The sequence below is a fragment of the Methylobacterium sp. CB376 genome (assembly GCF_029714205.1).
Taxonomy (GTDB): domain Bacteria; phylum Pseudomonadota; class Alphaproteobacteria; order Rhizobiales; family Beijerinckiaceae; genus Methylobacterium.
This window is the reverse complement of record NZ_CP121648.1, coordinates 2,116,615-2,139,209: the sequence shown is the minus strand read 5'-3', so window position 1 is coordinate 2,139,209 and position 22,595 is coordinate 2,116,615. Positions and strand designations below refer to the sequence as shown.

Below are 22,595 nucleotides of genomic sequence, written 5' to 3'. Positions count from 1 at the left end.
TCGCAGCCGAGTTTGCGACAAGCCCTCGATGCGACCTCCGTGAAGGTGCGCCAAGCCGGGCGCATCGTCTCTGTCGCGGTGATCTTGGCGGTCGGTGTGAACAGCGACGGCCGCAGGGAAGCGCTCGGCATGGACGTCGGCCCCTCCGAGGCCGAGACCTTCTGGACCGGGTTCCTGCGCAAGCTGGCGCGCCGCGGCCTGCGCGGCGTGAAGCTGGTGATCTCGGACGCCCACACGGGCCTCAAGGCGTCGGTCGCCAAGGTGATGAACGCGACCTGGCAGCGGTGCCGCGTCCCCTTCATGAGGACCGTGCTCGCCCACGCCGGCCGCAGCGGGCGGCGCGTCGTGTCGGCCTTCATCGCCACCGCCTTCGCCCAGGACGACGCCGAGGCAGCCCGTCAGCAATGGCGGCGGGTGGCCGATCAGCTCCGACCCAAGGTGCCCAAGCTCGCAGCCCTGATGGACGACGCTGAGCCCGACGTGCTGGCCTATATGGGCTTTCCCGCCCAGCATCGGGTCAAGCTGCACTCCACGAACCCGCTGGAGCGCCTCAACGGCGAGATCAAGCGGCGCACCGAGGTGGTCGGCATCTTCCCCGATGAGGCGGCCATCACCCGCCTCGTCGGCGCGCTCCTGCTCGAGCAGAACGATGAGTGGGCCGTCCAGCGCGCCCGCTCCATGACCCTGGAAAGCATCGCCCCGATCGGCAATGATCCCCTTGTCAGCCTGCCCACCCTGGCAGCTTGATCGTCCCCGGCCACGCCCGGTGACCGTGGCCGCCACGCCGCAGCTACACCACCCCTGGGGACACGACCCCCGATACGCCCCGTCGGACTGGAGTGCGTCCATGCTGGGAGCATACTTTTCTACGCCAAAAATCTTTGCGACATGCCCCGACTGGCTGGGGGCGGCCAGCATCGCCTCAGGGCCCGTGTTCCGGCCGGTCTCGCGCTCCGGGCGCGTGCGGGTGAACGACGGCGCGTTCGCGTTTGCGACAGACCCCAGAGCACCGGGCCGTTATCTGACGCCATTTAACGCCAGTCGGAAAGGCAACGCTTGAACTCGCCAATCGAGCTCGGGTTGGTCAGACTTGCGTGAGTCTCATGGGTCTGAGCCGAACAGACGCCTGGCGGTAGGGGACAGCCGCCGGGCGTTCTGCTGCCGGTAGCACTTTGTTAACCATCCCGACCCAGCCTTTCGCCTGCCGCGCTGAACACCCAGCTGGCACGGCGGCGACCCGGGTTCACCTCGTTCTCGCTTGCAGAGATCCCGGGCCGTCGCCCCTTCTATTCGAGACCGACCTCTCTCCCCGGCGAGGGCGAAGGCAGCGACCGCCTGACATCCCCGATCCAGCGGTCGGTCGTTGCAGCCAGCGGCCGGGCTCCACCCGCACAGCGAGCCCGGCCGCCGCACCTCAAGGCAACAGCCCACCATGGGACCTCGCGGGCATGGCGGCTTGCGCGGACCGGCACAGGGCAAGGGTGAGTGGAGGCCGTGCCTTCCCCGGTCCGACTGGACCAGGGAGAGTGTCACGGCGGCGCGGGGCCGGACGTGGTCGGCCGTCCAGGTACAGCCCATCCTCCAACGGGCGGCGTAGCCCTGGTCGCTCTCTCGCTGCGCGGCGGCGTGATGGTCACCTATGGGATCGTCCAGCACTACAAGAAGGTCCCGGCCCTGAAGGCGGCCCACGCCGCCGCCTGACCCTCGCTCCCACCTGATACGAGAAGGCCCGGGGAGACCCGGGCCTTTTTCATTAGAAGAGCTGGTGCGTCCACTCCCACCACAATCCCTTGAGCCCGGCGTAGCCTCCCGGCTTGAACTGTTCCGGCGCCACCGTGCCGATCCCGGCTCCGGCGACCACCGCGTCGAGATCGTGAGCGGACAACTCGTCCGTGGCGCACTCGGCGGTCTGGCGGTCGTCGTGCTGCTCGAAGGTGCTGTCGTGGGCGTTCATGACATCCTCCTCATCTCTCACGTTGTTGCGATGAAGAAGACGTATCTGGCTTTCTGGTGCACGGGTGTGCTCTGTCGCACACCCGGACAATCACCAGCACTTCTTTGCTACTAAGAACAAAATCTTGGAGCGGGCCTGAGGGCGGCGGCCGGGCTCAAGGTTCTCGGCAAGCCCGGCCGCCTGCCGCACTCGGCGGAGGACACCGGAGAGTGCAGCAACCCGGTCCTACACAGGACGCGGTTGAGCGCATCCCCTGAATAGACCAACTCAACAGGGGCCTGTCGCAAACTCGGGTTCAGGCGGCAGAAGGGGCTCCCCGTCCCCGCTTTCACGCTTTGTTCGCGACGGCGAGGCCGGAAGCAGGTGGCCAGCAGCTGGTTCTGCTCGCGCACGGTCCACGCCCCTGAGGAGCCAAAGCCCTTGCGCAGCCACAGCATGGCCTCGAAGCCCTGGATCGTGCGCCGGGCCGTGGTGAAGGAGCGGAACCCACCCACCCGCGGCATCGCCCGCTTCACCCTGAAGTGGTCGCTCTCAATCCCTTGCTGCAGGTGCTTGGTGACGTGGTGGGTGGGCGTGCGCGGCAGCAGGCCCTCCTTGTGGCTCTCGGCGATCGCCGGCGGGTAAGGGCCAGCACCATCGGTGCCGATGCGGTCGGGCGCGAGCAGCGGCTGATCCTGTAGCATCTTGCGGAAGAAGCGTTTGTCCGCGTCGAGGTCGCGCTGGGCGGTGAGCAGGAAGTTGACCGCCTCGCCGTGTTTGTCGATGGCGCGCTACAGGTAGTGCCACTGACCCCGGACCCGAATGTACGTCTCGTCCACGCGCACCGAGCCGCAGTGCGGCTTGCGGAACCGGCGCAGGCGCCGCTCAATGGTGGACGCGTAGGCGAGCACCCACCGGTTGATGGTGGAGTGGTCGACCTCCATGCCCCTCTCCAGGAACATCTCCTCGATGTCACGATAGCTGAGGGCGTAGCGCAGGTACCAGGAGACGGCCTGGACGATGAGGGTGGCCTCGAAATGCCGGCCTCGGAAGTCGTCTCGGGCCTGCCGCTTCAGCGTGAGGGCGAGGGCGCTGAGGATCATGGGCCGGCTCCGAGGCGGAGCGGCAAGCTGGGCGGGCATGGCTAACGACCCGTGAACGTCGGCTCATTCGCGTAGGCGACAGGCCCCTCGCGGCTTTGAGCCTGAGGTCGTCAAGCTGGATCGACAAAATCGTCTCCTTCTCGGCAGAGTGTGGAGTCGCGTCAATTAACAGATGAACAGGCCACCTCTATAAACAGGTCCTGCATCCATAAACGGCCTCGAAACGGCCGCCAACGAGGAGGAACGCCATGGTTGATGCCGAACTGGAACGCTCGGCGATGCGGCGGATCGGATGGCGGCTCGTGCCGTTCCTGATCCTTGCCTACTTCGTCTCATTCCTGGACCGGGTGAACGTTGGGTTCGCCGCGATCCAGATGAACCACGACATCGGCCTTTCTGCCACCGTATTCGGCTGGGGCGCTGGGATCTTCTTCCTGGGCTACTTCCTGATGGAGGTACCGAGCAACCTGATGCTGGAGCGCTACGGGGCGCGGCTGTGGATCGCCCGGATCATGGCGACCTGGGGCCTGATCTCCGTCGCCATGGCGTTCGTGCAGGGGCCGTGGTCGTTCCTCGCCATGCGCTTCCTGCTCGGCGTAGCGGAGGCCGGGTTCTTCCCGGGCGTGATCCTCTACCTGACCTACTGGTTCCCGTCCGAGTACCGGGCGCGGATCGTCGGCATCTTCATGATCTCGATCCCAATCTCGTCGTTCCTGGGCTCGCCGATCTCCGGCGCGCTGCTCAACGTGACCGGGCTCGGCCTGGCCGGCTGGCAGTGGCTGTTCATCCTCGAAGGGTTGCCCGCCGTGCTGCTGGCAGGTGTCGTGCTCGTGGTCCTACCCGACGGTCCGCACAAAGCCGCGTGGCTGCCTCCAGCCGAGCGCGATTGGCTCGAACTGCGCCTCCGGAGCGAGGCGGGGCGGAACAACGCTAGCGGCGGAGAGGCGAAGCCCCCTATGCGGGAGACGCTGCGTGACCGCCGACTAATCTTGTTCGCCGCAATCTACTTCGGCTCGACGGCAAGCAGCTATGGGCTCTCGTTTTGGACGCCACAGATCGTCAAGAGTTTCGGCCTCGGTAATTTCGAGACCGGCCTGCTCAACAGCATCCCTTACGGCTTCGCCTCGGTGGCGATGATCCTCTGGGGCCGCCACAGCGACCAGACGCGAGAGCGTCGCTGGCACCTCGCGCTCTCTTTCCTAGTGCTTGCCCTCGGGCTCGCCGGCGGCACGGTGCTGTCGGGCCTTGTCCCCGTCATCTGCGCGCTGACGGTCGCAGCGGTCGGTGTCTACATGCTGAAGGGGCCGTTCTGGGCACTGGCGACCGAGCAGATGCGTCCTGCTACCGCCGCCGCCAGCATCGCGGCGATCAACGCGGTAGGCAATCTCGGCGGTTTCCTTGGCCCCTACCTGATCGGCGCGATCAAGGATGCCAGTGGCAGCTTCACGATGAGCTTGCTGCCGCTCGTGCTGTTCGCGCTAATCTCGGCAGCCCTGTCCCTCGTGCCAGAGCGCGGGCGTGAGGCAGTTTCTACTGCACCGAGTACGACGGCGTAGGGGATATTTGCCGCGCTGCGGATGGGCAGCGCGGCGTAGTCCGCAAGGCGGATTTGCGAGCTGGTTCCATACGCCGCTCTTATGCGAGCGACCTCGGTGTGGCAGGCGGGCAAGACACCGCCGGCGTCTGATTTTGATTTCCTGGCACACAATCCTTACAGGATTAAGTGGCTGAAAAACCGTCGTTTTGTTGACAATTCTGTCCGGGAGGGAGCGCAGGTCGCGTGCCTTACTTTGGGCTAGATGAGGGCCTGACGGGGTGCTGAGCGCCGCCTTAACGTTCGGTGCCGGCCCACAGTTGGTGTCTACTGCCGTCCCAAGAGTTCGTATGGGAATGCCCATGCAGACACAACTGGTGCATTGAGTGCACCTTAAGGCGGATCGATCATGCGATTGCGGGCTTGCGCGCCACCAGCAGCAGTGATGCACCCTCATCATCGGGGCGGAACGGCTCCGGCTTGAGCTTCCGCATCACGAACCCACCCATGAAGCCGATCAGCGCGGAGGCGTGCCACGCCCAGGAGTGCCGATAATGAACCTGGCAGCATTTCACCGGTGAGCAGCGCTCCATCCAGTACACGATCGCATCCACGTCGCTCCAGGGCGCGATCTCGACCGCGGCGCTGACCAGACCGGCCCGGGCTGCGACCGCTTCCAGCGCCGCCTTTGTCCACCACGTGAGGTGATGCGGCACCGCGTTGATCAGGTAGTTCGGGATCCGGGCGTGCGCCGCCGGCACGTGCGGCACTCCGATGATCACGGTGCCACCTGGACGCACCGGAGACGCAACGGGGGTGAGCGGTCTCGAAATCCCGGAGGCGACGACCCGACAGACTCTGCGAACGGGTTAGTGTCGGGCCGCCGCCAGGGCCGAGCAGGATGGGGCATCAGCTCGGCTAGATCAGCCTGCCGCAGGATGGTTGACGAAGTACTGCAGGAAAGGGTGCACTCATGTCCCGGATTGCGCCCCTGATCGCCATACTCGCCGAGTATCCAGGGTCAGACCCCATGGAGCCCGCCATGGCCGAGCTTCCCGAGGACACCGCCCTCGACGTCATCGAGCAGCTCATCGCCGAGGGGGCCGCGCGCCAAGCCGAGCAGGTGTTACTGGTTGAGGCCCAGGAGCGCCGCGGCCAGGACACCGCGGAGGCGCGCCAAGTGCTGCGGGAGATCGAGGAGACTCTGGCGGCTCTGCACTGCCGCCGGGCCTATCTCCAGGCCATGCAGGCTCAGCCGTGACCGCGAGGACGATGGGCCTGATGGGGTGGACGGCCCCATCAGGCCCATGATTGTCTCGCTCAACCGGCCCGCGCCATCAGGATCGCCGTCCTGACCACCATGCGGCGCGCCCGGTCGCCGAGGCCGGGATCCTCCAGCACGTCTCTGGGGATTTCGTGGTTCGCCACGGCCGCGGCGATGTCGATCGCCACGCCCTTCGCGATCAGGCGCATGTCGGGCGTGGGGTCGTCCAGGTACTCCCGCACAGCGGTGTTGAGCTGCTCGTCGGTGACAGCGTTGAGCTTGAACAGCTCGCCGACGGTGGGCGTGTCGGGCATGGCGGGGATGTAGGCGTACGGCCGGGCCGGAGCGAGATCGGCGAGGAGCGCAAGCCGGAAGCCTACGTGCCGCTCCCGAACGGCAAGTGGATCCCTGTCACGATGCAGGTCGGCGCCAACTCGAACCAGTCGACCGCGCCGAACTGCGTAGCGATCAACGTCGACGTGACCGGCGCCAAGGGCAACACTGAGATCCACGAAATGGTGAGTAGCGGTGTGGGGCCGGGCTCCAGGCGTATGACGCCAGCCTCGACCGAACTATTCCCAGCAAGGTGGACAATGCCCGCCAACGCCGCGGCTGAGGACAAGAGGGAGAATGCGTCAATGGCCGATCAAGAGCCGGTTTCCGTTGACGCTGTTCAAATAGGAACCGCTCTGATCCTCAGGCACATTTTGCGTGTATTGGAGCGCAGTGGCCTTACCAACGAGAAAGAAACAGAGTCGGCCCTCGATGGATTTCTTGCAAACCTTGATCCTGGACACGCATCTTTTCTGCAAGCGATCAAACAAACATACTCGATACATCATCGGATGAATTTTTCGGTCATCGAAGGCGGCAAGCAAGATCCCGACAATGCGTAGCGCCGAAATGGCCGACGAGCTGGAGCCATAAACTGGACCGCCCATGATCCCGTGCCGGCGGAGCACTTCGGTGCCGGCCGGCTCGCCGATCTCACCAGGGCCCCGGCAACCGTATCCAGCACTGGCAGGCAGGGATGGCGACCTCGACCGCGTGCCCGAGGCGCTCATCATCGAGCCGACCGACACGGGCGATTGGTTCTTCAACGCCGGCCGGCCGCCGGCTTGCTCGTGGGTCGTCGCGAACCTCCGGGCCATCGTGGAGGGCATCGCGGAGAGGTACGCCGGCGCGGCTCAGCGGCCGGAACCGACCGGGCGGCCACGCGATGAATGAGGAGTATGGACCTTCCCCCTTCGACGCCGGCCGGGCTTCCCCCTCCCGAGCCGGCGTTCCTTTGAGCGGGCCGGGTCTTCAGTGCCGCTTTCGGACCCGGCCCGCGGCCCTGCTCCGGGCGTGCGGGCCTGGAGCGGACGCCCAAAGACTAGCACAGTCGAGATGGTGGCCCGCAAGGTCCCGCCGGAGGACGATAGACTGGCCCTCGACTGACGGCCAGTCTGAGGCACGCCGGAATGCTTTCGGAGACTGTCCAAAGGCGCCATAACGGGTCCCATACAGGCCATTACGCGCCCCGCGCCGCCCCGCGCGCGAGATGCCGGCCCGACAGGGTTCGTTGATCCGGCCGCTGGTTGCGCTATCACGCGATGGATAGTATTGATTCCATACTCACAAGTCTGTTGGGCTTGCTTAGCTATGCGTTCCGAGACTATCGTATCCGCTCCAGACATGGCAGACACATTCTCTCAACGTTTGCGCGCCTTTGTGATTGAAATGCCAATCAGTGAAGTAGAAATCGCAGAGGTGATTGGGTTCACTCGGCGCACACTAAGCCGCCGGCTGAAGTCCGAGGGTACAACTTTCACGAAAGTTCTCAACGAAGCGCGGTTTAAAGTTGCGAAGCATTTGTTGGTTAACACCGACATGCGCTTGGCGGAGATCTCGGACGCGCTGGAATTCTCGGAGCCGGCCGCGTTCACGCACGCCTTCCGGCGCTGGACCGGCACGACGCCAAGCGCATGGCGGAAGAAGCACCAGCAGGTTGAACCGCTTTGTTGTGCGGAGCGTCCAGACGGTGCTCGTGTTCGTCAGCGCAGGCGTTTGCCTGAGTGAATGCGCCACCTGGTGCCGTTCCGCCGTAGTGGACGCTTCTCGCCCCATACTACCGATTATGCGAACGACCGGCTTCTCCGACATGACAGCGCTCAACCTGCGCAATGTGCAGACGGCACTGACCTGAGGAACGTGCAGCGGGCAATCCGTTAGCTTACGTTGAAATGTGGACTTGCTTGGCTATAATCGCACCGCTCAAATTGTCTGAAACCACACAATCCAGCACAGCGCAGCATGATGATAGTTTCGTTGCCGGGAACATCGTGCTTTGGTGTGAGCGTCTTGAGCTGTACTTCAGCCCGCCCGGCCCTGCTGCGGCGGGCTTTTCTCTCCGCTCCCAACGAGTTGCGCGCCGGTCGCGCCCAAGTAGTCTCGCCCGTCTGCCAGGTCTGGACGATAGCTTGGCACGGCCCACTCGGCAGTGACCGCAACAACACCGAGAGCCGGCGGTCATCGACATGGTGAGAGGCGCGGCCGGTACCCTCTTTCACGGGACGGGCGGCTCTTCATCATCCCGCGGAGAGAGACGACGTTCCGTCTCGCGGTTCGCTTCTTCCAGTGTCGCGATACGCCAGCTTTGGTGCTCTACGATGTCCGCCATCTGGCGCAAAGCTGTCGCGAGCATGCGCGTCACCTCGTCTGACTGACTCGAAACCAGGACGCGATCGACAGTCTCTTTGATCCGAGAGAACTCAGACATCGTCGCTGTTCCTGACGAAGGCCCGCTGAAAGCGCGCCAGGGCGGCCTTTGACCCTTCCTTCGGCTCCTCCGGGGCTGGCAACACCATCGCTGGGACGCGCACCGAGGGTGCCGCCGCCCGCTTCACCGAGAGCCGAACGACGTCTCCGACCCGTTCCGGCGTATTAGGAGAACTCTGCATACCTGAGGGGTGCAGCGGCTTGCACCCTATTCCTCTCCGCCGCCGGGAATGGCTCAACCACTGCTGCCACTCGCGACTTGTCACGTCGATCACGTTGGTCATCGACTTGGCGCCCTTCCTCGGCCGCTCTGTGATGGTGAGCAGGCCGCCCCTCTCCGCGAGTCCCAACGCAGACTGCGCCGTTCGGATGCAGACACCTGCTCTAGCGGCAATCTCGGCTACCGACATCTCGGACCGCAGCGCGTCCCCCATGACGCCAAGGACGGCGAGCTTGTGGGGCGTGTAGCGGGCGGCGAGCGTGGGCGGCAGCGGGCCGCTACAGGCGATCCTGCGGTGGTGGGAGGCGGCACGTCTCCCGAGGTTTGGCCTCACCCGCTTGGCCCAGAAGCGCCGGCTCTGCACCGGCACGTTCGCGCGGATCTCCCGGTCCAATCTCTCGTACTCGGCGTCGCTCAGCCGGGCGGCAGCGTACTGCCCGGCCAGTTCCCTCGGCATCCGGTCGCGTGTCATTGGCAGTTAACAATCCGAGGCACTTAAGGCCGTCGATTGGACCGTGTGCAAGCTGATTACTGGCTAGATATGTGTGACCTGAGCATGAATTAGGCCGCCTCTCCGAGTTGCCAAATCACCTGATGCCCGCTATGGCCAGTCTCAACAAGCATAGGGAGGCGGCGATGATCGCAGAAACGGTAGCAAGTATCGGCCTTCTCAGCACGGCAAGCGTAAGCCTTGCTATAAGCATGCTTCTGCTGCACTAAGCACAGCCGCGGCGTATCTGTGTTTTAACCAAAGTTTAAGGCGCCTGATTGGCGCGCTTACCGTCGGTGCCGAGGCTCATGAAGGATCTCCCGCCGGGCGGTTGAGCGGAGCAGGAACTTTCCTTGAATGCTTAAGTTCCGCGCTGAATGGCCCGCATCCAGACGCGCGAACGCCCGGCGGAGGGTTAGGACCTTGCCGGGCATCGTTCACAGGGGAAACTGGTGCCTGTCCGATCGACCAACATCTTGGCCTGCGCCAGGCTCCTCGTCGCAAAGAGAAGCCGGCGCGGGGGTGGTGGCCCGGCCGGCTCAGTGTCGATGCGGGTGTGCCGAAGGGATGGCTTCGACAACATGGGTTAATCGCGCCACCCGGGCCGCTATTCCTGTCCGCACTCGACGCGAATTGCGCCGGAGACAGGACCCGAGAAGGTGTCCCCGTGGCGCGGCCGAACCGTTCAGCGTGCAGGTAGGCTCCGGCCGCGTCGCCACCGGGCCGAGGGTGGCTGTCACGTCTCCTTGCGGCCCGCCCGTCACGCCGCCTTCGGGTTCAGGATCCGGTGCACGGACATGCGGCACGGCGCCTCGCCCAGTCTGAGCGAGGGGCCATTGTGCGGACGGGTGGCGCCGTTGTGGGGCGGCCACACCCGGGCCGCGCCATCGCCGTCGAGGTGGTCAGCGCCGCGGCGTGGTGGGGGTGTCCGTCGTGCCGGTGCGGGTGACCTTGCCGCGCTCGTCCTCGATCTCGACCTCGGTCCGGCGGACCTTGTCGGAGACGGTCTCGGTGCGCTGCTCGACGTCCTTGCGCAACCCGATCTCCTCCTTCACGCGGACGTCCTTCGAGACCACCGCCTCCTCGGCCCGCTCGGCGGCCTCGATCGTCCGCTCGGCGAACAGCCGCTCGTCGGCCTGGGTCAGCGCCCGGTCCACCGGCCGGCGCTCGAGATGGACGCGCTCTTCGCGCAAAGCCACCTGCTCCTGCACGGGCGTCTCGACCACGTAGGAACGCACCCGCACGCGGCCGGCCTCGGCCACCCGCTTGCCGACCCGCAGCCGCTCCTCGGCCACCGGGATCGTCTCATCGCGGCCCGCGGTCGTGCCGGTCGCCACCGTGCCACCGCGCGCGGTCGCGGCGGGCCCGGCCGTCGCCATGGAGGCCGAAGCGGCGGTTCCGGTCGTCGCGGCGGTGCCCGAGGCAGCGGCGGGGTAGCCGGTCCAGCCCTCGCGGCGCCACGCCGCCTCGCGCTCGTCCATGTGCACCGCGCCCGCGCCCTCGAGCACGTCCGCGATCCGGCTGGCATCGCCCGGCTCGGCCGTGACGATCACCATGGTGCCGCCCCGGCTCATGCCCTCGGCGTAGGCGTAGCGGTCCTCGTCGGGCATGAAGATGTCCTTCAGGGACGCCCAGAAGCCGCCCTCGTCCCGGCGATGGTCGTAGGACGTGCCCGTCGCCGTGGTGCTGCTCTGGGTCTCCGGGGAGAGGCGGATGCGCGCGCGGGGCACGCCGAGCGCGACGACGCGCTCGATGGCGGCCTCGGCCTCGCGGCGATTGTCGAAGAGGGCCGTGATGGTCTGCGACATGCTCTACTCCTCCGTGGGGAAATCGGGATTGGGGGTGCCATCGGGCCGGAGACGCTCGATGGTCGCGTGCTGGCGGCGCAGGGTGACGGGGAGCTCCACGTCCTCCCACCGGGTCGTCTGGCGGATATGCACCTGCTCCTTGAGGATGAGGCGCTTCTCGACCACGAGGACCTCTTCCAGGACGGGGATGATGGTCACCCCCGCCTCGGTGCGAACCTGAGGGGCCGGCTCGCCGTCGGCGATGACGCGGTCGATCGGGACGCGGCTCACCCCGACGGCGTCGCTGCGCAGGGTCTCGCGCAGCACCTGCTCGCTCAGCGCGACGTGGGTCCGCACCCGCACCCGACCCGTCTCGACCACGCGCTTGTCGATCCGGGCGCTTTCCTCAGCCAGCGGAATGCTTTGGTATATTCCTGAGCGATCAGCCGACCTGTTTGTGCTTACGGGTGTCTCCGCCCGCATCTCTGCATGATGAACAGAGCTGGGCTGATCGTCGCCATTCACGCCTTCGTTCGGGTCAGAGCCTCGCGTCATCGTTCACCACCTGCTCGGCGGAGGAACTAGGGACTGACGCCAGGGTTCCAACGTATGTAAAGGGCTTCTGTTTTCGTCCGGTTTTCCGCAACAGTGGAGAGCTTGGGTGAATTATCCGAAACAGATCAAAGTTCCGGACTCTGCTGTTTTGGGCAGCCCTCAAGCCTGGCGAAAGTGGAGCCAGCACGGCCGACGCCGAGCTGACACTTTTGCTGGAGAGAGACGTTTCACCCCGAGGAGGCGCTCATGACCGTACGCGTTTACCCCAACGTGAAGACGACCTCTGCCAGCAACGGGCCCGCCAACCAGGTGCTCCACCGGGATAGCCGGGACGTGAACACTCTCGATCAGCTGAGCAGCGTTGTTCTGCTGGGCCTCGCCGTGACCGGCGGCGTCGTGGCCGACTTGCTGATCGCGCTCCTTGTCTGAGGAGCCAAGCTTCGCCAGGTTCACCCGCACGGGCAGGAGATCCTGCTGACGGTGAGCGCGTGACGAAAGGCCTGGCCCTCCATCGGCTGGTGATCTGCGCTCCGATCTCCCTGGTCGACGGGGTGCGAGACGCTCTGACAGCGCGATCTCGGTGGTTACCCAGGACGACCTTCAGCTCGCCTCGTGCTGCCGCGGCTGGCTGGCCAAGGCTGCCGTCATACTCTGCGGGCGCGGACGACTGCCCAGCGGCGCTGACGCCGCTGGGCACAGATGCGAGCGCAGGAGGGCCGGGCCGCGAGCGTGAGCAGGTTCCATTCATCTGCCAGATGGCCTTAATCTTTGTCGGTGTAGGACAAGCTCACCGACCTCCCGCTCACGCGACGAGAGCCATGCGCGTGTTCCGGCGTGCCCCGACCGAAACTCCTTCTACGCGGGAGGACGCCGTCAGTGCTCGCTACACCGCCCTACGCCAGGCGCTCGGCGAGTTCGTGCAGTCCGGGGGCCTGTCGCAAACCCGGCTGCAGGCCGCGGAAGGACCTCTGCCGCCCCGCTTTCACCCTTTGTTCGCGACGGGAAGGCCGAAGCAGTGCGCGAGCAAGTGGTTCTGCTCCCGCACGGTCCACGCGCCCGCGAACCCGAAGCCCTTGCGCAGCCACAGCATCGCCTCGAAGCCCTGGATCGTGCGCCGGGCCGTGTGGAAGGAGCGGAACCCGCCCACCCGCGGCATCGCCCGCTTCACCCGGAAGTGGTCGCTCTCGATCCCCTGCTGCAGGTGCTTGCTGACGTGGTGGGTCGGAGCGCGCGGCAGCAGGCCCTCCTTGCGGCTCTCGGCGATGGCTGGCGAGTAGGGGCCGGCGCCGTCAGTGCCGATCCGGTCGGGCGCGAGAAGCGGATGATCCTGTAGCATCTTGCGGAAGAAGCGCTTGGCGGCTTCCAGGTCGGGGTTGGCGGTGAGCAGGAAGTCGACCGCCTCGCCATGCTTGTCGATGGCCCGGTACAGGTAGCGCCACTGACCCCGGACGCGGATGTAGGTCTCGTCCACGCGCACGGAGCCACAGTGCGGTTTGCGGAACCGGCGCAGGCGGCGCTCGATGGCCGGCGCGTAGGCGAGCACCCAACGGTTGACGGTGGAGTGGTCGACCGTGAGGCCGCGCTCCAGGAGCATCTCCTCGATGTCACGATAGCTCAGCGCGTAGCGCAGGTACCAGGAGCCGGCCTGGACAATGAGGGCGGCTTCGAAGTGCCGGCCCCGGAAGTCGCCACGGGCCTTTCTGTTCAGCTTGAGGGCGAGAGCGTTCAGGATCATGGGCCAGCTCCGAAGCGGAGCGGCAAGCTGGGCGGGTATGCCTAACGGCCTGTGAATGCGGACCCATCCGCGTTTGCGACACGCCCATCTGACGCGGGTTAGGGCGGCCCTGCATCTCTCGATGAGAGCCGCCCGGCTTCAGAGTGCCTTAGCGGGAATAGCAGACACGCGAGTAGCCCCAGCCGTAGCCACAACGGTCGTAAGAACCGCTGTAAAAGCCGCCGAACCGATGGAAGCCACCACCGTGGAAGCCGTGATGGAAGCCGTGTCCGCTGAACCCGCGCCCACCGAAGCCACGTGCTTCGGCAGATCCGGCCAGGGCGACAGCGGCCACGCCGGAGATGATGGCAGCGCTCAGAATGGTCTTGATCATGTCCTGCTCCTCTTCATGTCAGGTGAGAGCAGGATGGCGTCGGCTGAGATCGGCTTCCGTGAGGCGGATCACACAAACCTTGTGTGGCAGAAGGCCGATGACGGTGCTCTGCGAAGGCCGGGAGGAGAAACGGAAAGCCTGATGGCCGCCGCGCTGCCGGAACCTGCCGCGGCCCCGCGCGATGACGCCTTGATCTCATCGGACCTCGCGCGCCGGCCGGGCTCCGGCGGGCAGGGCGCGGACTTGATGCTCGGTCGGGAGAGGCATATCGGATCTCGCCTTCGGGATGGACGACGGCCGAGCAGGTGTTCAGGGCGTGGTACCCTGATGGATCCATGAGGCGCCTCAGCCCGCGATCCTCTCGTTCGCGAACCGGGCTCGCGCGGCGCCATCGGCTTGCAATCCGTGCTCGTTGCACCCGGCGGCGAACTCATCGGGCTCGACGAGGACGCGGACCATGGTCACGCCGCTGCGCGTCACCTCGCCCTCCACCTGCTCCGCCGAGATCCGCCAAGCTTCGTAGCTGGTGGGTAGCCGGTCTGCGTCCTGCATGAACGCTCGCATCCGGGCGTAGTCCTCGGACCGGTACCAAGCCATGCCGACGCGACGTGGACGCTCCATTACAGAAACCCTGCCCCGAGTGCCCCTTGAAGGCATTCGCCCGCCGGATGGAGCCCACCACTGTCCGCGGATCTCGATAGCCGCTCTGGTCCATGATCCGGGCCATGTCGGCCCCGCGCTCCGCGGCCGTGGTGATGTAGCCGGCCCGCAGCGCGTGCGCTCCGAACGATGAGGCGCCATGGCATCGCGTTCGCGAGCCCAGCAGGGCGGCTCAGGCGGCCCGTGGCGCCCGTTCTGACGATCGCCGGCCACACACAGGCTCCCACCTGCACCGCCGCGTCCATCCACGGCCCTCCAGATCGGCCGAACCGCTGTCGTCCCTCAATCCAACTCTGGAGCGGCTATGCCGAGGGACTGGTGCATGAGGTGCGGCGGCAAGCGGAACGGTCGTCAAGCTGCCGGGACGGCGCTCGGCGGCATCACCTGCGTCTTCTCCGGCGCCGTCGTGCCGTGCCCCGGCGCACGAGGCGGCCCTTGAATGGCTACGGCGGGGCGTGGAGCAGGACGTGGGGCAGCCGGCAGCGGCAGGTCGACCAAGACGACCCGGCCAGTCAGCGGGTCGAGGATGCGGATCGTCGCCATGTGGTCCCCTGGGAGGAACAATCAGGGTGCGCGGATTGAGGCAGGAATCCGTTAATGGTCCGACTTGCGCCACGGCCCGCTTCGGCAGTGCCGGTCTTACCCTTCCGGTGAGGAGGGCAACGGAGCCGCCTCGGTCCGCTCGGGACCTGCTTCTGGAGCCTGTGCCAAAGCTCCGTCTCGGTCGAAGGGTTCAAGGGTTGAAAGATCCAGCACGGTGACTGTGACCACTTCGCCTGTACTCGGATCGAGAATGCGAAGCCGCATCATGGCGCGGGCGCGTCGGCGGGCTCGATATCACGTGCGTCAGGGACGTAGTCGCACCAAACGCAACGCCCCTGCGGCGCGGCAGCGGACAAATTCCGCTGCGAGCACAAGGGGCAGACATGCAGGGCGATCCTCTCTCCATTCAGGAAAGCACTGCCGCGTTCCTAAAATGTAATGCTTGAATGCATGCCGACATCTGGCACGGGATCTGCTCCGAAATTGCGCTTACACGGCAATGTACGGCAACGAGGAAAGTGCAATGATTGTTTCTCAGGCTAGAGTTAGGTGCACATCTAACCTCCAACGGAAGTTACAACTGTCAGGCTTTACCTGCTTGGATAAGGCGCTCGCAGCGCTGGCGCGATAGTACAGACCGGCCGTGCGTAGCCGGCCCTGATAGACCTTTCCGGCCAAGCTCTGTGTTCTACCCGCGGCAGAGAGGCTGAGGAACGCGTGATGAGGGTGGAGCAGAGCCGCCTGCTGAACGTCCTAGACGAGATAGACGGGTGGGTGCCGCTGTTCGCGTTGGAGGATGATCCGTACCTCCACCCGAACGATGATCTGTTCGTGCCGAGCTTGGTCGCTCGAGGCTGGGTGGATCATGACGCGCTCCGCGGCGTAGTCCGAGTCAATGAGGCCGGGCGAGCCGCCTTCGAGCGGCTGTAACCGCAGACACCGTGTCCAATGCATTCCTCGCGTTGCGCCCTGGGGTGGTCGAGCCAGAATAGCCGTTCCGTTCGGAGCGTCGTCGGTCATGCAGATCCGGGTCGATGATCACTGGCACTACGAGGGCGACCCAGTCGCGCGCGACAAGCGGGTCTACCGCGAGGGGCTGCTGATCGGGCGCGTGCGGCGCTGGCAGTTCACCGTGCCCGGGGAACTCACCCGCGAGTGCTTCACGGTCGAGTGCTGGCACGATGCCGCCTTCCAGGCGGTAGGCGAAGCAGAGGCCACCTTCGAAGCGGCTCTCGAGGTGCTCGTGTCCACGATGCCGGGGTGAGCCGTCCGGCCGCTTCGGGCGCCTCGCGCCCGCCCCGACCGTTACGCTGGCCATGTGGGATGGTCTTCTCGACCTCCGCACATTCCTGGTCCGTCTGAACCGGTACACCAGCACCCGCAGGTCCTCCGGGGCATGCTGTCGCCTGACAACGGGGAACGCCACGCTGCCGGCATGCTGTCCGCTGGGCCGTAGAGGGCGGCGTTCCGGAGTGAGCTAGATCAACACTGTCCCACGCCGCCATGACACTCTCGTTGGTCCAGTCGGACCGGGGAAGGCACGCCCCCAATCAGTTTGCCTTGGGCCGGTCCGCGCAAGCCACCATGCCCGCGAGGTCCCATGGCGGGCTGTCGCCCGAAGGTGCGGCGGCCAGGCCGGCTGGAAGCCGAGCCGCCAAATCAGCCTAAAGCATCTCAACAACGTTGAGCAGCACCCCGAGGAACAAGAGCATCGCACCAATAATGATGACGGCTGGTGCATCCAGCGGGTCCCGATCCTTCTGCAGACTGTCAACACCCTTAGATATCTTGTGGGTGATAATCCGAGTCACTGGGCGAGGCCTTACTGCGGCATCAAGAGAGGCGAGCAGAAACCCAAAAGCTTCATGCTTAACCGGGCTGCCGCTGGCTCCGGTTCGGGTGTTTCCACTCTGCTCCCTTTCAGACGACTGGGAGTCTACTAACAAACCATGTAGCATCCGGTGAGCACCGCCGGGGATGGACTCGGTTTGTTTTCGCTCAGGGTAACGGGGGGGGGGGGGGGGGGGGGGGGGGGGGGGGCCGGCCCTCACCCGCCGGCCCTCACCCAAGGAGGCCACACAATCACACCCACTTCGCGGTTTTCGACACGTACGAGCGAGGGCCCGTAATGTACGTGGCGGCCGGGCTCGCTGTGCGGGTGGAGCCCGGCCGCCAGCTACAGCAACCGGCCCGGTCGAGGTCACGGACGGTCAACCGGCTGCTGCCTTCGCCCACTCGAACCTGCGACGACGAGAGCGGGCGGTCTCGGAATTCAGGGCGACGGCCCGGAGGTCTCATCCCGGAGCACCGGGCCGACGCCATGCCGCGTCGGGTGTTCAGCGCGGCAGGTGAGAGCGTGGTTTGGGATGGTTAACGAAGTCCTACCGACAGCAGAATGCCCGGTGGGGATCGCCGTCCCACCGGGCGTTCTCTTTCCCGACCAATCCATCTCACCACTGCCCGACCAACCAGGGTCAGCATCGCGAATTCAAGCGGTGGGCTCAGGTAGACGTTAAACAGAGTGAGATTGTGGCCCGGTGCCCCGCACCGCTCTGCACCGCGCTTATCCCGTGCCTCTCCGCTCCGCTGCACCACACATCCCGCTCTACCTCGACCTGAGCGAGCTTGGCTCTCAGGGTCTGAACTTCGGCATGTGGCTCGCCGGCATCGACCTCCAGTCCGATACATTGCTATTGTGCTTCGGCGAGCTGAAGCCGCAACTCCCGCCGGGCATCCCGCTAGATCATTCGCCTCAGCGGCTGATCATCTGCACCCGCGCGGGAGCGGCATCGGACATGGACAGGACGGGAGCGATTTGGCTCCAGGCGACCAGAATGGCGCCTGCAGCAATGATCCGGAGGATGTTCAGCATGACCCGGGGCCTCGTCGCATCTGCTGACAGCCGTTCATGAGATAAACCTGTACAGTTCAGCAGTTGCGAGAAGGTTGCGGCGCCGGCGGTCGAACCCGCTGAGATCGAGGGCGCGGCCCGCGGTATGGACGCCGCATGAGCCGATCGGTCCGCCAGCCCGCACCGCCCCAGGAGACCCTGTCGAGCCCGCTGTGTGGGCCGTAGTGGCCTTCCTGAGGGCCCTGAAGGCTACAAGAGGCTCCGGGCTTGCCGCGGATCGCCTACCGGGCCGGTATCCGCCGTCAGGGAGGCGCCCTGGCCGAGACTGCGGGGCCGGACGCGCTCCGCCTCGTCCTCGACCTGGTGCGGGCGCTCGACCCCGCCAGGGCCGAGGCTTGAGGAGCGATCGTCACCCAAGCATGGGCCGAGTTGCCCGGTCGGGCGGGGACCAAGCTCTACGAGCACTCGTCTCCGAGTGACCCATCAGCCGAACTGGGATCCGGCCTGATGGCTCGGCCGCTGCGTCCAGACGCGCAAACGCCCGGCGGAAGGTTAGGACCTTGCCCGGGTTACTGTCCTGAGGCCCCGTCTTCGCCTCTACACGGGCCGTCAGCGCCCTTCTGCAGGTTGCGGAGCTTCTCACCTCTGGACCTGCTGAGGCTGTCTATGGGGCTGCTCTTGGTCTCCAGGGCCTATCCCTCGCCGAGGCGGCCGATCCTGGAGTCCTGCACCGATCCTCGACCGGATCTGCACTCCCGATCCCGGCAAGGCCGACGCCGCGCGTCCGCCCTCACCGATGTCAGCCGTACTCCTGGCACCAGCATGTCCATGTGACCTCGAGGTGCGGCGTGAAGGTCTCACGGGTGACTTTGTAGCCGACGCCGTTGAACCATTTGCCGGTGCCGAGGTGAGGCACATCAGCCTTCGTGACGACCCCGCCATCGTGGGTCGTCTCAGTGCCGTCGCGGTGCGTCAGTACGTACAGGATGCGGTTTGTCCGCTTGTGCTCAGTGCCCGCTACTTCGTCATTCGACATTGCGCGGCCCTCTCGACAGCGCTCGGTGCCGGCTGGCTCCTCATCGCCGGATCGAAAGTAGCTGTCCCCCAGAGGCAGGTCAAAGTCCGGCGGCTTGGTCCGAGGGACGGAGCTCACCGTCTCTCCGAACGATGTCAGCGGACGCGTCGGCCATCCTCGGGAACGGCTGAAAGGTCGACATTATAGCCTTTCGCAGCGAGAGCCTCGAGAACGAGGTACTTCACGGTCACGCGTCGATTCAGGGCTTCCTGCCGGAGAGCGGTCCACACCTGATCTGGAACCTCAAACTTCAGAGCAGTCCCCCTGGTAGGAGCAATAGGGTATTTGGGTACTTGGGCCTTTGGGGGTTGCGGCTCACGAGATGGTGCCTGCTCACGGACCTCGGGTGCGGTTGAAGCCCTGGTAAAACCCAGGTCTCCTGCCGCTGCCGCGAGCTGCTCCGCCTCCGCAGGGCTCGTGAGAGGACGGGGCCGTGGAGCAGGCTGGAAAGTCGCCTTTGTGATGATGGTCACGCCGCCTGCTGCTGAGTGGCGAGTACCGCGAGAAGCTCGTCCAGGACACCCGCGACCTCCTGCTTGGCCTTTGGGTCTCCGTCAGGATGGGCGGGCGTTGCGCCGGTAAAGTGGATGGACTGGTAGGCGGCGCGCTGGATGACCTCGGTCTGGGCGTGTCGCAAACGTTCAACGACCGAAAAAATCGTCTCCCAACAGCGCGTCACGATGCCTGCTCACCGCCAGCTCACCCTCCTTCGACAACGTCGGCGAGGCGGATTGACGGGCCCGGTATCGCCTCATCGGACCGGAGTGCGCCCATGCCGGGAGCATAATCTTCTACGCCAAAAATTTTTGCGACACGCCCTGGGCGAGCACGGTCCTCATGAAGGGGACGCGGCACCGCTGCCAGGTCGCGTTCATCACCTTGGCGACCGACGCCTTGAGGCCCGTGTGGGCGTCCGAGATCACCAGCTTCACACCGCGCAGGCCGCGGCGCGCCAGCTTGCGCAGGAACCCGGTCCAGAAGGTCTCGGCCTCGGAGGGGCCGACGTCCATGCCGAGCGCTTCCCTGCGGCCGTCGCTGTTCACACCGACCGCCACGATCACGGCGACGGAGACGATGCGTCCGGCCTGGCGCACCTTCACGGAGGTCGCATCGATCCAGAGAGACGGCCACTCGCCCTCGATCGGCCGGTCGAGGAAGGCATTCACGCGCTCGTCGATCTCCTGGCAGAGCCGAGAGACCTGGCTTTTGGACACGCCGGTGCCGCCCATGGCTTGAACGAGATCATCGACCGAGCGGGTCGAGATGCCCTGGATGTAGGCCTCCTGGATCACCGCCGTGAGCGCCTTCTCGGCCATCCGGCGCGGCTCCAGGAAGGCCGGGAAGTACGAGCCCTTGCGCAGCTTGGGGATGCGCAGTTCGACCATGCCGGCGCGCGTCTGCCAGTCCCGGTCACGATAGCCGTTGCGCTGGACCAGCCGCTCGGCGCTCTTCTCGCCGTGGGCCGCCCCGGTCAGGCCGCCTACCTCCAGCTCCATCAGCCGCTCGGCCGCAAAGCCGATCATCTCGCGCAGCAGGTCCGCGTCGGCGCTCTTCTCCAGCAGCCCGCGCAGGCTCATCATCTCGTCGGTCATCGGAGGTCTCTCGGGTTCGCGGTTGGTGCCAGCAACCCCACCCTACCCGGCAACCGCCGATGACCACCCCGCGAGAGATCCCGCCTGCTTCAGCGCTGTGGAGGGCGCGCAGGCGGGCTCTCTCGCTCTCGTCGAGCTACACCACATCCAGGGACACGACCGCCTTCCTTGCCGTTCGCGACGGGGCATGTGGTGTTCCTTCGCCGGAGATGTAGCCCCGACCTCCTGCGAAGCGGCCGCGTCCACGGACCAGGCGGGCCGCGCCAGCAGGATCGCCGTCCTGACCGCTACGCGCATCTGAGCCTCAGAGGAGTTCCTTGCCGCCAGGACCTCGCGGGCGTGGGGGTTGGCCGCCATGATCGCGCAGACGTCGATCGCGATGCCCTCCGCGAGCGGGCGCGCGCCGGGCTCCGGATCGTTCAGGAAGTTCGTCACGGCCGCGTCGAGCTGCTCGTCGGTAACGCGCTTGCTCTTGTACAGCTGTTCAATAGTGAGCGGATCATGCATATTTAAGCTATAGGTCATATAGAATTACCAATACAAGACACCGTCCTGTCTCGGTCTGGCATCCGACAATTCTCTACTCACCCGCATCTCCGAACTGATCTGCCAAACCGAAGAGTAGCACACTCTACTTACCTGGATGACGATGGGGCGTATCATGCCGGACGACGACTTCGACCTGATCGCCGTGCTCAACGCTCTTCTTCGCGAAGAACGCCAAAAAAGGATCCCTCCGTACGGAGGGATCCGAAGTCGAAAGTGGAAACTCTAGCGGGAGTATACCGCTACGCCGCCGACACGGCGGCGCATCTGCGCTGTGTCATGCTGCAGCGTGTGCCGCTTGATCCAGCGAGACACCGATCATTGTCTCGGCCCGCTCGGTCCTGCAGCGGCGATCCTCTCACCCCATACTGAAGCTTATGCGAATGGGCCGCCCTCAAGCGCGCGAGGCCGAGCACAACCTACATTCCAGCAGTACCAACCTGAAGCTTGGGCGCGTTCCAGACGCATGCCCGTATCGCAAACGTAGTGAGGCTTGGCCGGCAAGCCATGCTGAAAACGCATGCATATTTGAAAACGCATGCATGTTGGCCAAAATTTGAACTTTCAAGTTGTTGCGGTGCAGCGCAATAAGTAACTGCGAGATCGCGATTGAGTCGCGGTTTCGCAGCCCTCATGGCCGTTTCCTCCCTAGACTTCTGGCCGCTGCTGAAAGCGGCCCTCTTTTTAGCTTATGCTAGAGAGGATACGGTCCGGCTTTCAATGGCGGCACTACTGGACACCCCCTACCGGTCAGGAAGTGACGTTCAGGGGTCGTGGCCAAGTCTTGCTCCTGCGAGGCCGGATCATCCTTCACGTCTGCCCAATCTGCTCGCAGCGCAACGCGCCGGCAGCCGAGCAGAACGGTCGGTGCGCCTGGTGCGCCTGCGTTCCCGACCCAGCGGACGTCGAGCCTGCACAGCCTGCCAAGGGGTAGCGGGTCGGACTTTCACAACGCCTGCAGGACGCCCGACCCGCCCGCCTGCTCCGAGCGGTGCGCACCCGGCGCAAGCCCTTCGATCCTCGCAGCTCGGCGGTAGCCGCTCGATTGACCTTTGGCCGAGAGGTCCCGGCGGGCGTTCGTGCGTCTGGCCCTCAGTGGGTTGACCGGCGGTCCACGGTCGGCCGCTCGATCGTCTCGGTCCCGGCCGACGCCAGCAGCCTCAGGGACTCGGCGAGGTCGGTGGCGGTCTCAAGCGGCAGTCCGGTCTGCGGACGTCCGTTCACCCGGACCGGCTCGCCTGTCTGGGAACAGTAGACACCCCAGCCACCACCGATGCCGCCACGGAACGGGCCTCGGCCGCGAACCGTTTAACGGTCTCATAGGAGGAGATCGCCATGGCCGACAAAGACCGCATCGAAGGCTCCGCCGATCAGATGAAGGGCTCGCTCAAACAGACTGCCGGCGACTTGACTGGTGACCAGAAATTGAAAAGTGAAGGGACGATGGACAAGGTCTCCGGCAAGATCCAGAACGCGGTCGGAGGCGCAAAAGACGCGATTCGTGACACGTTCTCGTCCGACAAGGACAACAAGCCCACGTAGCCACAACAAGGGAGCCCGCGGGCTCCCTTTCT

The 22,595-nt window shown here is 65.5% G+C and carries 24 protein-coding genes and 3 pseudogenes; 12 read left to right on the top strand and 15 right to left on the bottom strand.

The features are described from left to right. Positions 1-24 precede the first annotated feature (24 nt). Positions 25-747, top strand: a pseudogene (locus QA634_RS09530) (IS256 family transposase); the annotation flags it as partial. A gap of 804 nt (positions 748-1,551) precedes the next feature. Continuing rightward, a complete protein-coding gene (locus QA634_RS09525) occupies positions 1,552-1,701 on the top strand; it encodes a hypothetical protein (protein WP_168169147.1) in 150 nt (49 codons plus the stop codon). 52 nt (positions 1,702-1,753) lie between these two features. On the opposite strand, the gene QA634_RS09520 is transcribed toward QA634_RS09525, so the two are convergent. Together QA634_RS09520 and QA634_RS09515 are read right to left on the bottom strand one after the other, a co-directional pair. Then, complete coding sequence (locus tag QA634_RS09520; RefSeq protein WP_012331768.1) at positions 1,754-1,954, bottom strand: hypothetical protein; 201 nt, start codon at positions 1,952-1,954, stop codon at positions 1,754-1,756. A gap of 328 nt (positions 1,955-2,282) precedes the next feature. Continuing rightward, positions 2,283-3,036: pseudogene (locus tag QA634_RS09515) on the bottom strand (IS6 family transposase). 248 nt (positions 3,037-3,284) lie between these two features. On the opposite strand from QA634_RS09515, the gene QA634_RS09510 reads away from it, so the two are divergent. Then, on the top strand, positions 3,285-4,592 hold the full coding sequence (locus tag QA634_RS09510) for an MFS transporter (protein ID WP_012331767.1): 1,308 nt from the start codon (positions 3,285-3,287) through the stop codon (positions 4,590-4,592). Positions 4,593-4,977: 385 nt separating this feature from the next. Here the strand turns inward: QA634_RS09510 and QA634_RS09505 are convergent, their stop codons facing one another. Beyond that, on the bottom strand, positions 4,978-5,352 hold the full coding sequence (locus QA634_RS09505) for a hypothetical protein (protein ID WP_265576573.1): 375 nt from the start codon (positions 5,350-5,352) through the stop codon (positions 4,978-4,980). 260 nt (positions 5,353-5,612) lie between these two features. Here QA634_RS09505 and QA634_RS09500 point away from each other — a divergent pair, with 260 nt between their 5' ends. Then, on the top strand, positions 5,613-5,831 hold the full coding sequence (locus tag QA634_RS09500; protein WP_236728748.1) for a hypothetical protein: 219 nt from the start codon (positions 5,613-5,615) through the stop codon (positions 5,829-5,831). Between the two features lie 59 nt (positions 5,832-5,890). Here the strand turns inward: QA634_RS09500 and QA634_RS09495 are convergent, their stop codons facing one another. Beyond that, positions 5,891-6,148 carry a hypothetical protein gene (locus tag QA634_RS09495; RefSeq protein ID WP_012331765.1) on the bottom strand — a complete coding sequence of 86 codons (258 nt, stop codon included), beginning with the start codon at positions 6,146-6,148 and terminating at the stop codon, positions 5,891-5,893. Between the two features lie 66 nt (positions 6,149-6,214). Between QA634_RS09495 and QA634_RS09490 the strand changes: the two genes are divergently transcribed. From QA634_RS09490 to QA634_RS09480, 3 genes are all read left to right on the top strand, one after another. Continuing rightward, positions 6,215-6,730 carry a hypothetical protein gene (locus QA634_RS09490; protein ID WP_150108615.1) on the top strand — a complete coding sequence of 172 codons (516 nt, stop codon included), beginning with the start codon at positions 6,215-6,217 and terminating at the stop codon, positions 6,728-6,730. A gap of 151 nt (positions 6,731-6,881) precedes the next feature. Next, positions 6,882-7,061 (top strand): hypothetical protein, encoded by a 180-nt coding sequence (locus QA634_RS09485; RefSeq protein ID WP_018261847.1) that lies wholly within the window; start codon positions 6,882-6,884, stop codon positions 7,059-7,061. Positions 7,062-7,511: 450 nt separating this feature from the next. After that, the gene (locus QA634_RS09480; RefSeq protein WP_083784653.1) at positions 7,512-7,895 is read left to right on the top strand and encodes a helix-turn-helix domain-containing protein; all 384 of its coding nucleotides are present in this window, start codon (positions 7,512-7,514) and stop codon (positions 7,893-7,895) included. Between the two features lie 487 nt (positions 7,896-8,382). Here the strand turns inward: QA634_RS09480 and QA634_RS09475 are convergent, their stop codons facing one another. From QA634_RS09475 to QA634_RS09460, 4 genes are all read right to left on the bottom strand, one after another. Further along, positions 8,383-8,595, bottom strand: coding sequence for a hypothetical protein (locus QA634_RS09475; RefSeq protein WP_012331763.1), 213 nt, complete (start codon positions 8,593-8,595; stop codon positions 8,383-8,385). Further along, a complete protein-coding gene (locus QA634_RS09470) occupies positions 8,588-9,271 on the bottom strand; it encodes a hypothetical protein (protein ID WP_012331762.1) in 684 nt (227 codons plus the stop codon). The genes QA634_RS09475 and QA634_RS09470 overlap by 8 nt, the downstream gene beginning before the upstream one ends. A 935-nt stretch (positions 9,272-10,206) precedes the next feature. Beyond that, complete coding sequence (locus QA634_RS09465; protein ID WP_012331761.1) at positions 10,207-11,112, bottom strand: YsnF/AvaK domain-containing protein; 906 nt, start codon at positions 11,110-11,112, stop codon at positions 10,207-10,209. Positions 11,113-11,115: 3 nt separating this feature from the next. Continuing rightward, a complete protein-coding gene (locus QA634_RS09460) occupies positions 11,116-11,472 on the bottom strand; it encodes a DUF2382 domain-containing protein (RefSeq protein ID WP_445928383.1) in 357 nt (118 codons plus the stop codon). A gap of 420 nt (positions 11,473-11,892) precedes the next feature. On the opposite strand from QA634_RS09460, the gene QA634_RS09455 reads away from it, so the two are divergent. Beyond that, positions 11,893-12,075 carry a hypothetical protein gene (locus QA634_RS09455; protein WP_012331759.1) on the top strand — a complete coding sequence of 61 codons (183 nt, stop codon included), beginning with the start codon at positions 11,893-11,895 and terminating at the stop codon, positions 12,073-12,075. Positions 12,076-12,628: 553 nt separating this feature from the next. On the opposite strand, the gene QA634_RS09450 is transcribed toward QA634_RS09455, so the two are convergent. From QA634_RS09450 to QA634_RS09440, 3 genes are all read right to left on the bottom strand, one after another. Further along, a complete protein-coding gene (locus tag QA634_RS09450; RefSeq protein ID WP_012331758.1) occupies positions 12,629-13,381 on the bottom strand; it encodes an IS6 family transposase in 753 nt (250 codons plus the stop codon). 148 nt (positions 13,382-13,529) lie between these two features. Next, complete coding sequence (locus QA634_RS09445; protein WP_085984460.1) at positions 13,530-13,754, bottom strand: hypothetical protein; 225 nt, start codon at positions 13,752-13,754, stop codon at positions 13,530-13,532. Positions 13,755-14,099: 345 nt separating this feature from the next. Next, positions 14,100-14,306 (bottom strand): hypothetical protein, encoded by a 207-nt coding sequence (locus QA634_RS09440; protein ID WP_236728750.1) that lies wholly within the window; start codon positions 14,304-14,306, stop codon positions 14,100-14,102. A 1,371-nt stretch (positions 14,307-15,677) separates the two neighbouring features. On the opposite strand from QA634_RS09440, the gene QA634_RS09435 reads away from it, so the two are divergent. The 3 genes from QA634_RS09435 (at position 15,678) to QA634_RS09425 (ending at position 18,207) form a co-directional block, all read left to right on the top strand. Next, positions 15,678-15,887, top strand: a complete 210-nt coding sequence (locus QA634_RS09435) for a hypothetical protein (RefSeq protein ID WP_012331756.1) — start codon at positions 15,678-15,680, stop codon at positions 15,885-15,887. An 88-nt stretch (positions 15,888-15,975) separates the two neighbouring features. Then, entirely contained in the window at positions 15,976-16,221 is a 246-nt protein-coding gene (locus QA634_RS09430; protein ID WP_012331755.1) for a hypothetical protein, read from the top strand. A 1,854-nt stretch (positions 16,222-18,075) separates the two neighbouring features. After that, on the top strand, positions 18,076-18,207 hold the full coding sequence (locus tag QA634_RS09425) for a hypothetical protein (RefSeq protein WP_018261856.1): 132 nt from the start codon (positions 18,076-18,078) through the stop codon (positions 18,205-18,207). A gap of 400 nt (positions 18,208-18,607) precedes the next feature. Here the strand turns inward: QA634_RS09425 and QA634_RS09420 are convergent, their stop codons facing one another. The 4 genes and pseudogenes from QA634_RS09420 to QA634_RS09400 form a co-directional block, all read right to left on the bottom strand. Beyond that, entirely contained in the window at positions 18,608-18,844 is a 237-nt protein-coding gene (locus QA634_RS09420; RefSeq protein ID WP_012331753.1) for a hypothetical protein, read from the bottom strand. A gap of 508 nt (positions 18,845-19,352) precedes the next feature. Further along, positions 19,353-19,562 carry a hypothetical protein gene (locus tag QA634_RS09415; protein WP_265576571.1) on the bottom strand — a complete coding sequence of 70 codons (210 nt, stop codon included), beginning with the start codon at positions 19,560-19,562 and terminating at the stop codon, positions 19,353-19,355. 142 nt (positions 19,563-19,704) lie between these two features. Continuing rightward, positions 19,705-20,475, bottom strand: a pseudogene (locus QA634_RS09410) (IS256 family transposase); the annotation flags it as partial. Positions 20,476-22,113: 1,638 nt separating this feature from the next. After that, complete coding sequence (locus tag QA634_RS09400) at positions 22,114-22,245, bottom strand: hypothetical protein (protein WP_415926904.1); 132 nt, start codon at positions 22,243-22,245, stop codon at positions 22,114-22,116. A 111-nt stretch (positions 22,246-22,356) separates the two neighbouring features. Here QA634_RS09400 and QA634_RS09395 point away from each other — a divergent pair, with 111 nt between their 5' ends. Next, positions 22,357-22,563, top strand: a complete 207-nt coding sequence (locus tag QA634_RS09395; RefSeq protein WP_012331750.1) for a CsbD family protein — start codon at positions 22,357-22,359, stop codon at positions 22,561-22,563. Positions 22,564-22,595 lie beyond the last annotated feature (32 nt).

What these genes read in the sequence shown, in the direction of transcription:
- QA634_RS09430 (WP_012331755.1), top strand. Translation starts at nt 15,976, where the DNA reads ATGCAGATCCGGGTCGATGATCACTGGCACTACGAGGGCGACCCAGTC.
- QA634_RS09495 (WP_012331765.1), bottom strand. Translation starts at nt 6,148, where the DNA reads ATGCCCGACACGCCCACCGTCGGCGAGCTGTTCAAGCTCAACGCTGTC.
- QA634_RS09470 (WP_012331762.1), bottom strand. Translation starts at nt 9,271, where the DNA reads ATGCCGAGGGAACTGGCCGGGCAGTACGCTGCCGCCCGGCTGAGCGAC.
- QA634_RS09480 (WP_083784653.1), top strand. Translation starts at nt 7,512, where the DNA reads ATGGCAGACACATTCTCTCAACGTTTGCGCGCCTTTGTGATTGAAATG.
- QA634_RS09500 (WP_236728748.1), top strand. Translation starts at nt 5,613, where the DNA reads ATGGCCGAGCTTCCCGAGGACACCGCCCTCGACGTCATCGAGCAGCTC.
- QA634_RS09420 (WP_012331753.1), bottom strand. Translation starts at nt 18,844, where the DNA reads ATGTCGAATGACGAAGTAGCGGGCACTGAGCACAAGCGGACAAACCGC.
- QA634_RS09455 (WP_012331759.1), top strand. Translation starts at nt 11,893, where the DNA reads ATGACCGTACGCGTTTACCCCAACGTGAAGACGACCTCTGCCAGCAAC.
- QA634_RS09520 (WP_012331768.1), bottom strand. Translation starts at nt 1,954, where the DNA reads ATGAACGCCCACGACAGCACCTTCGAGCAGCACGACGACCGCCAGACC.
- QA634_RS09475 (WP_012331763.1), bottom strand. Translation starts at nt 8,595, where the DNA reads ATGTCTGAGTTCTCTCGGATCAAAGAGACTGTCGATCGCGTCCTGGTT.
- QA634_RS09395 (WP_012331750.1), top strand. Translation starts at nt 22,357, where the DNA reads ATGGCCGACAAAGACCGCATCGAAGGCTCCGCCGATCAGATGAAGGGC.
- QA634_RS09465 (WP_012331761.1), bottom strand. Translation starts at nt 11,112, where the DNA reads ATGTCGCAGACCATCACGGCCCTCTTCGACAATCGCCGCGAGGCCGAG.
- QA634_RS09510 (WP_012331767.1), top strand. Translation starts at nt 3,285, where the DNA reads ATGGTTGATGCCGAACTGGAACGCTCGGCGATGCGGCGGATCGGATGG.
- QA634_RS09450 (WP_012331758.1), bottom strand. Translation starts at nt 13,381, where the DNA reads ATGATCCTGAACGCTCTCGCCCTCAAGCTGAACAGAAAGGCCCGTGGC.
- QA634_RS09445 (WP_085984460.1), bottom strand. Translation starts at nt 13,754, where the DNA reads ATGATCAAGACCATTCTGAGCGCTGCCATCATCTCCGGCGTGGCCGCT.
- QA634_RS09440 (WP_236728750.1), bottom strand. Translation starts at nt 14,306, where the DNA reads ATGCAGGACGCAGACCGGCTACCCACCAGCTACGAAGCTTGGCGGATC.
- QA634_RS09435 (WP_012331756.1), top strand. Translation starts at nt 15,678, where the DNA reads ATGAGGGTGGAGCAGAGCCGCCTGCTGAACGTCCTAGACGAGATAGAC.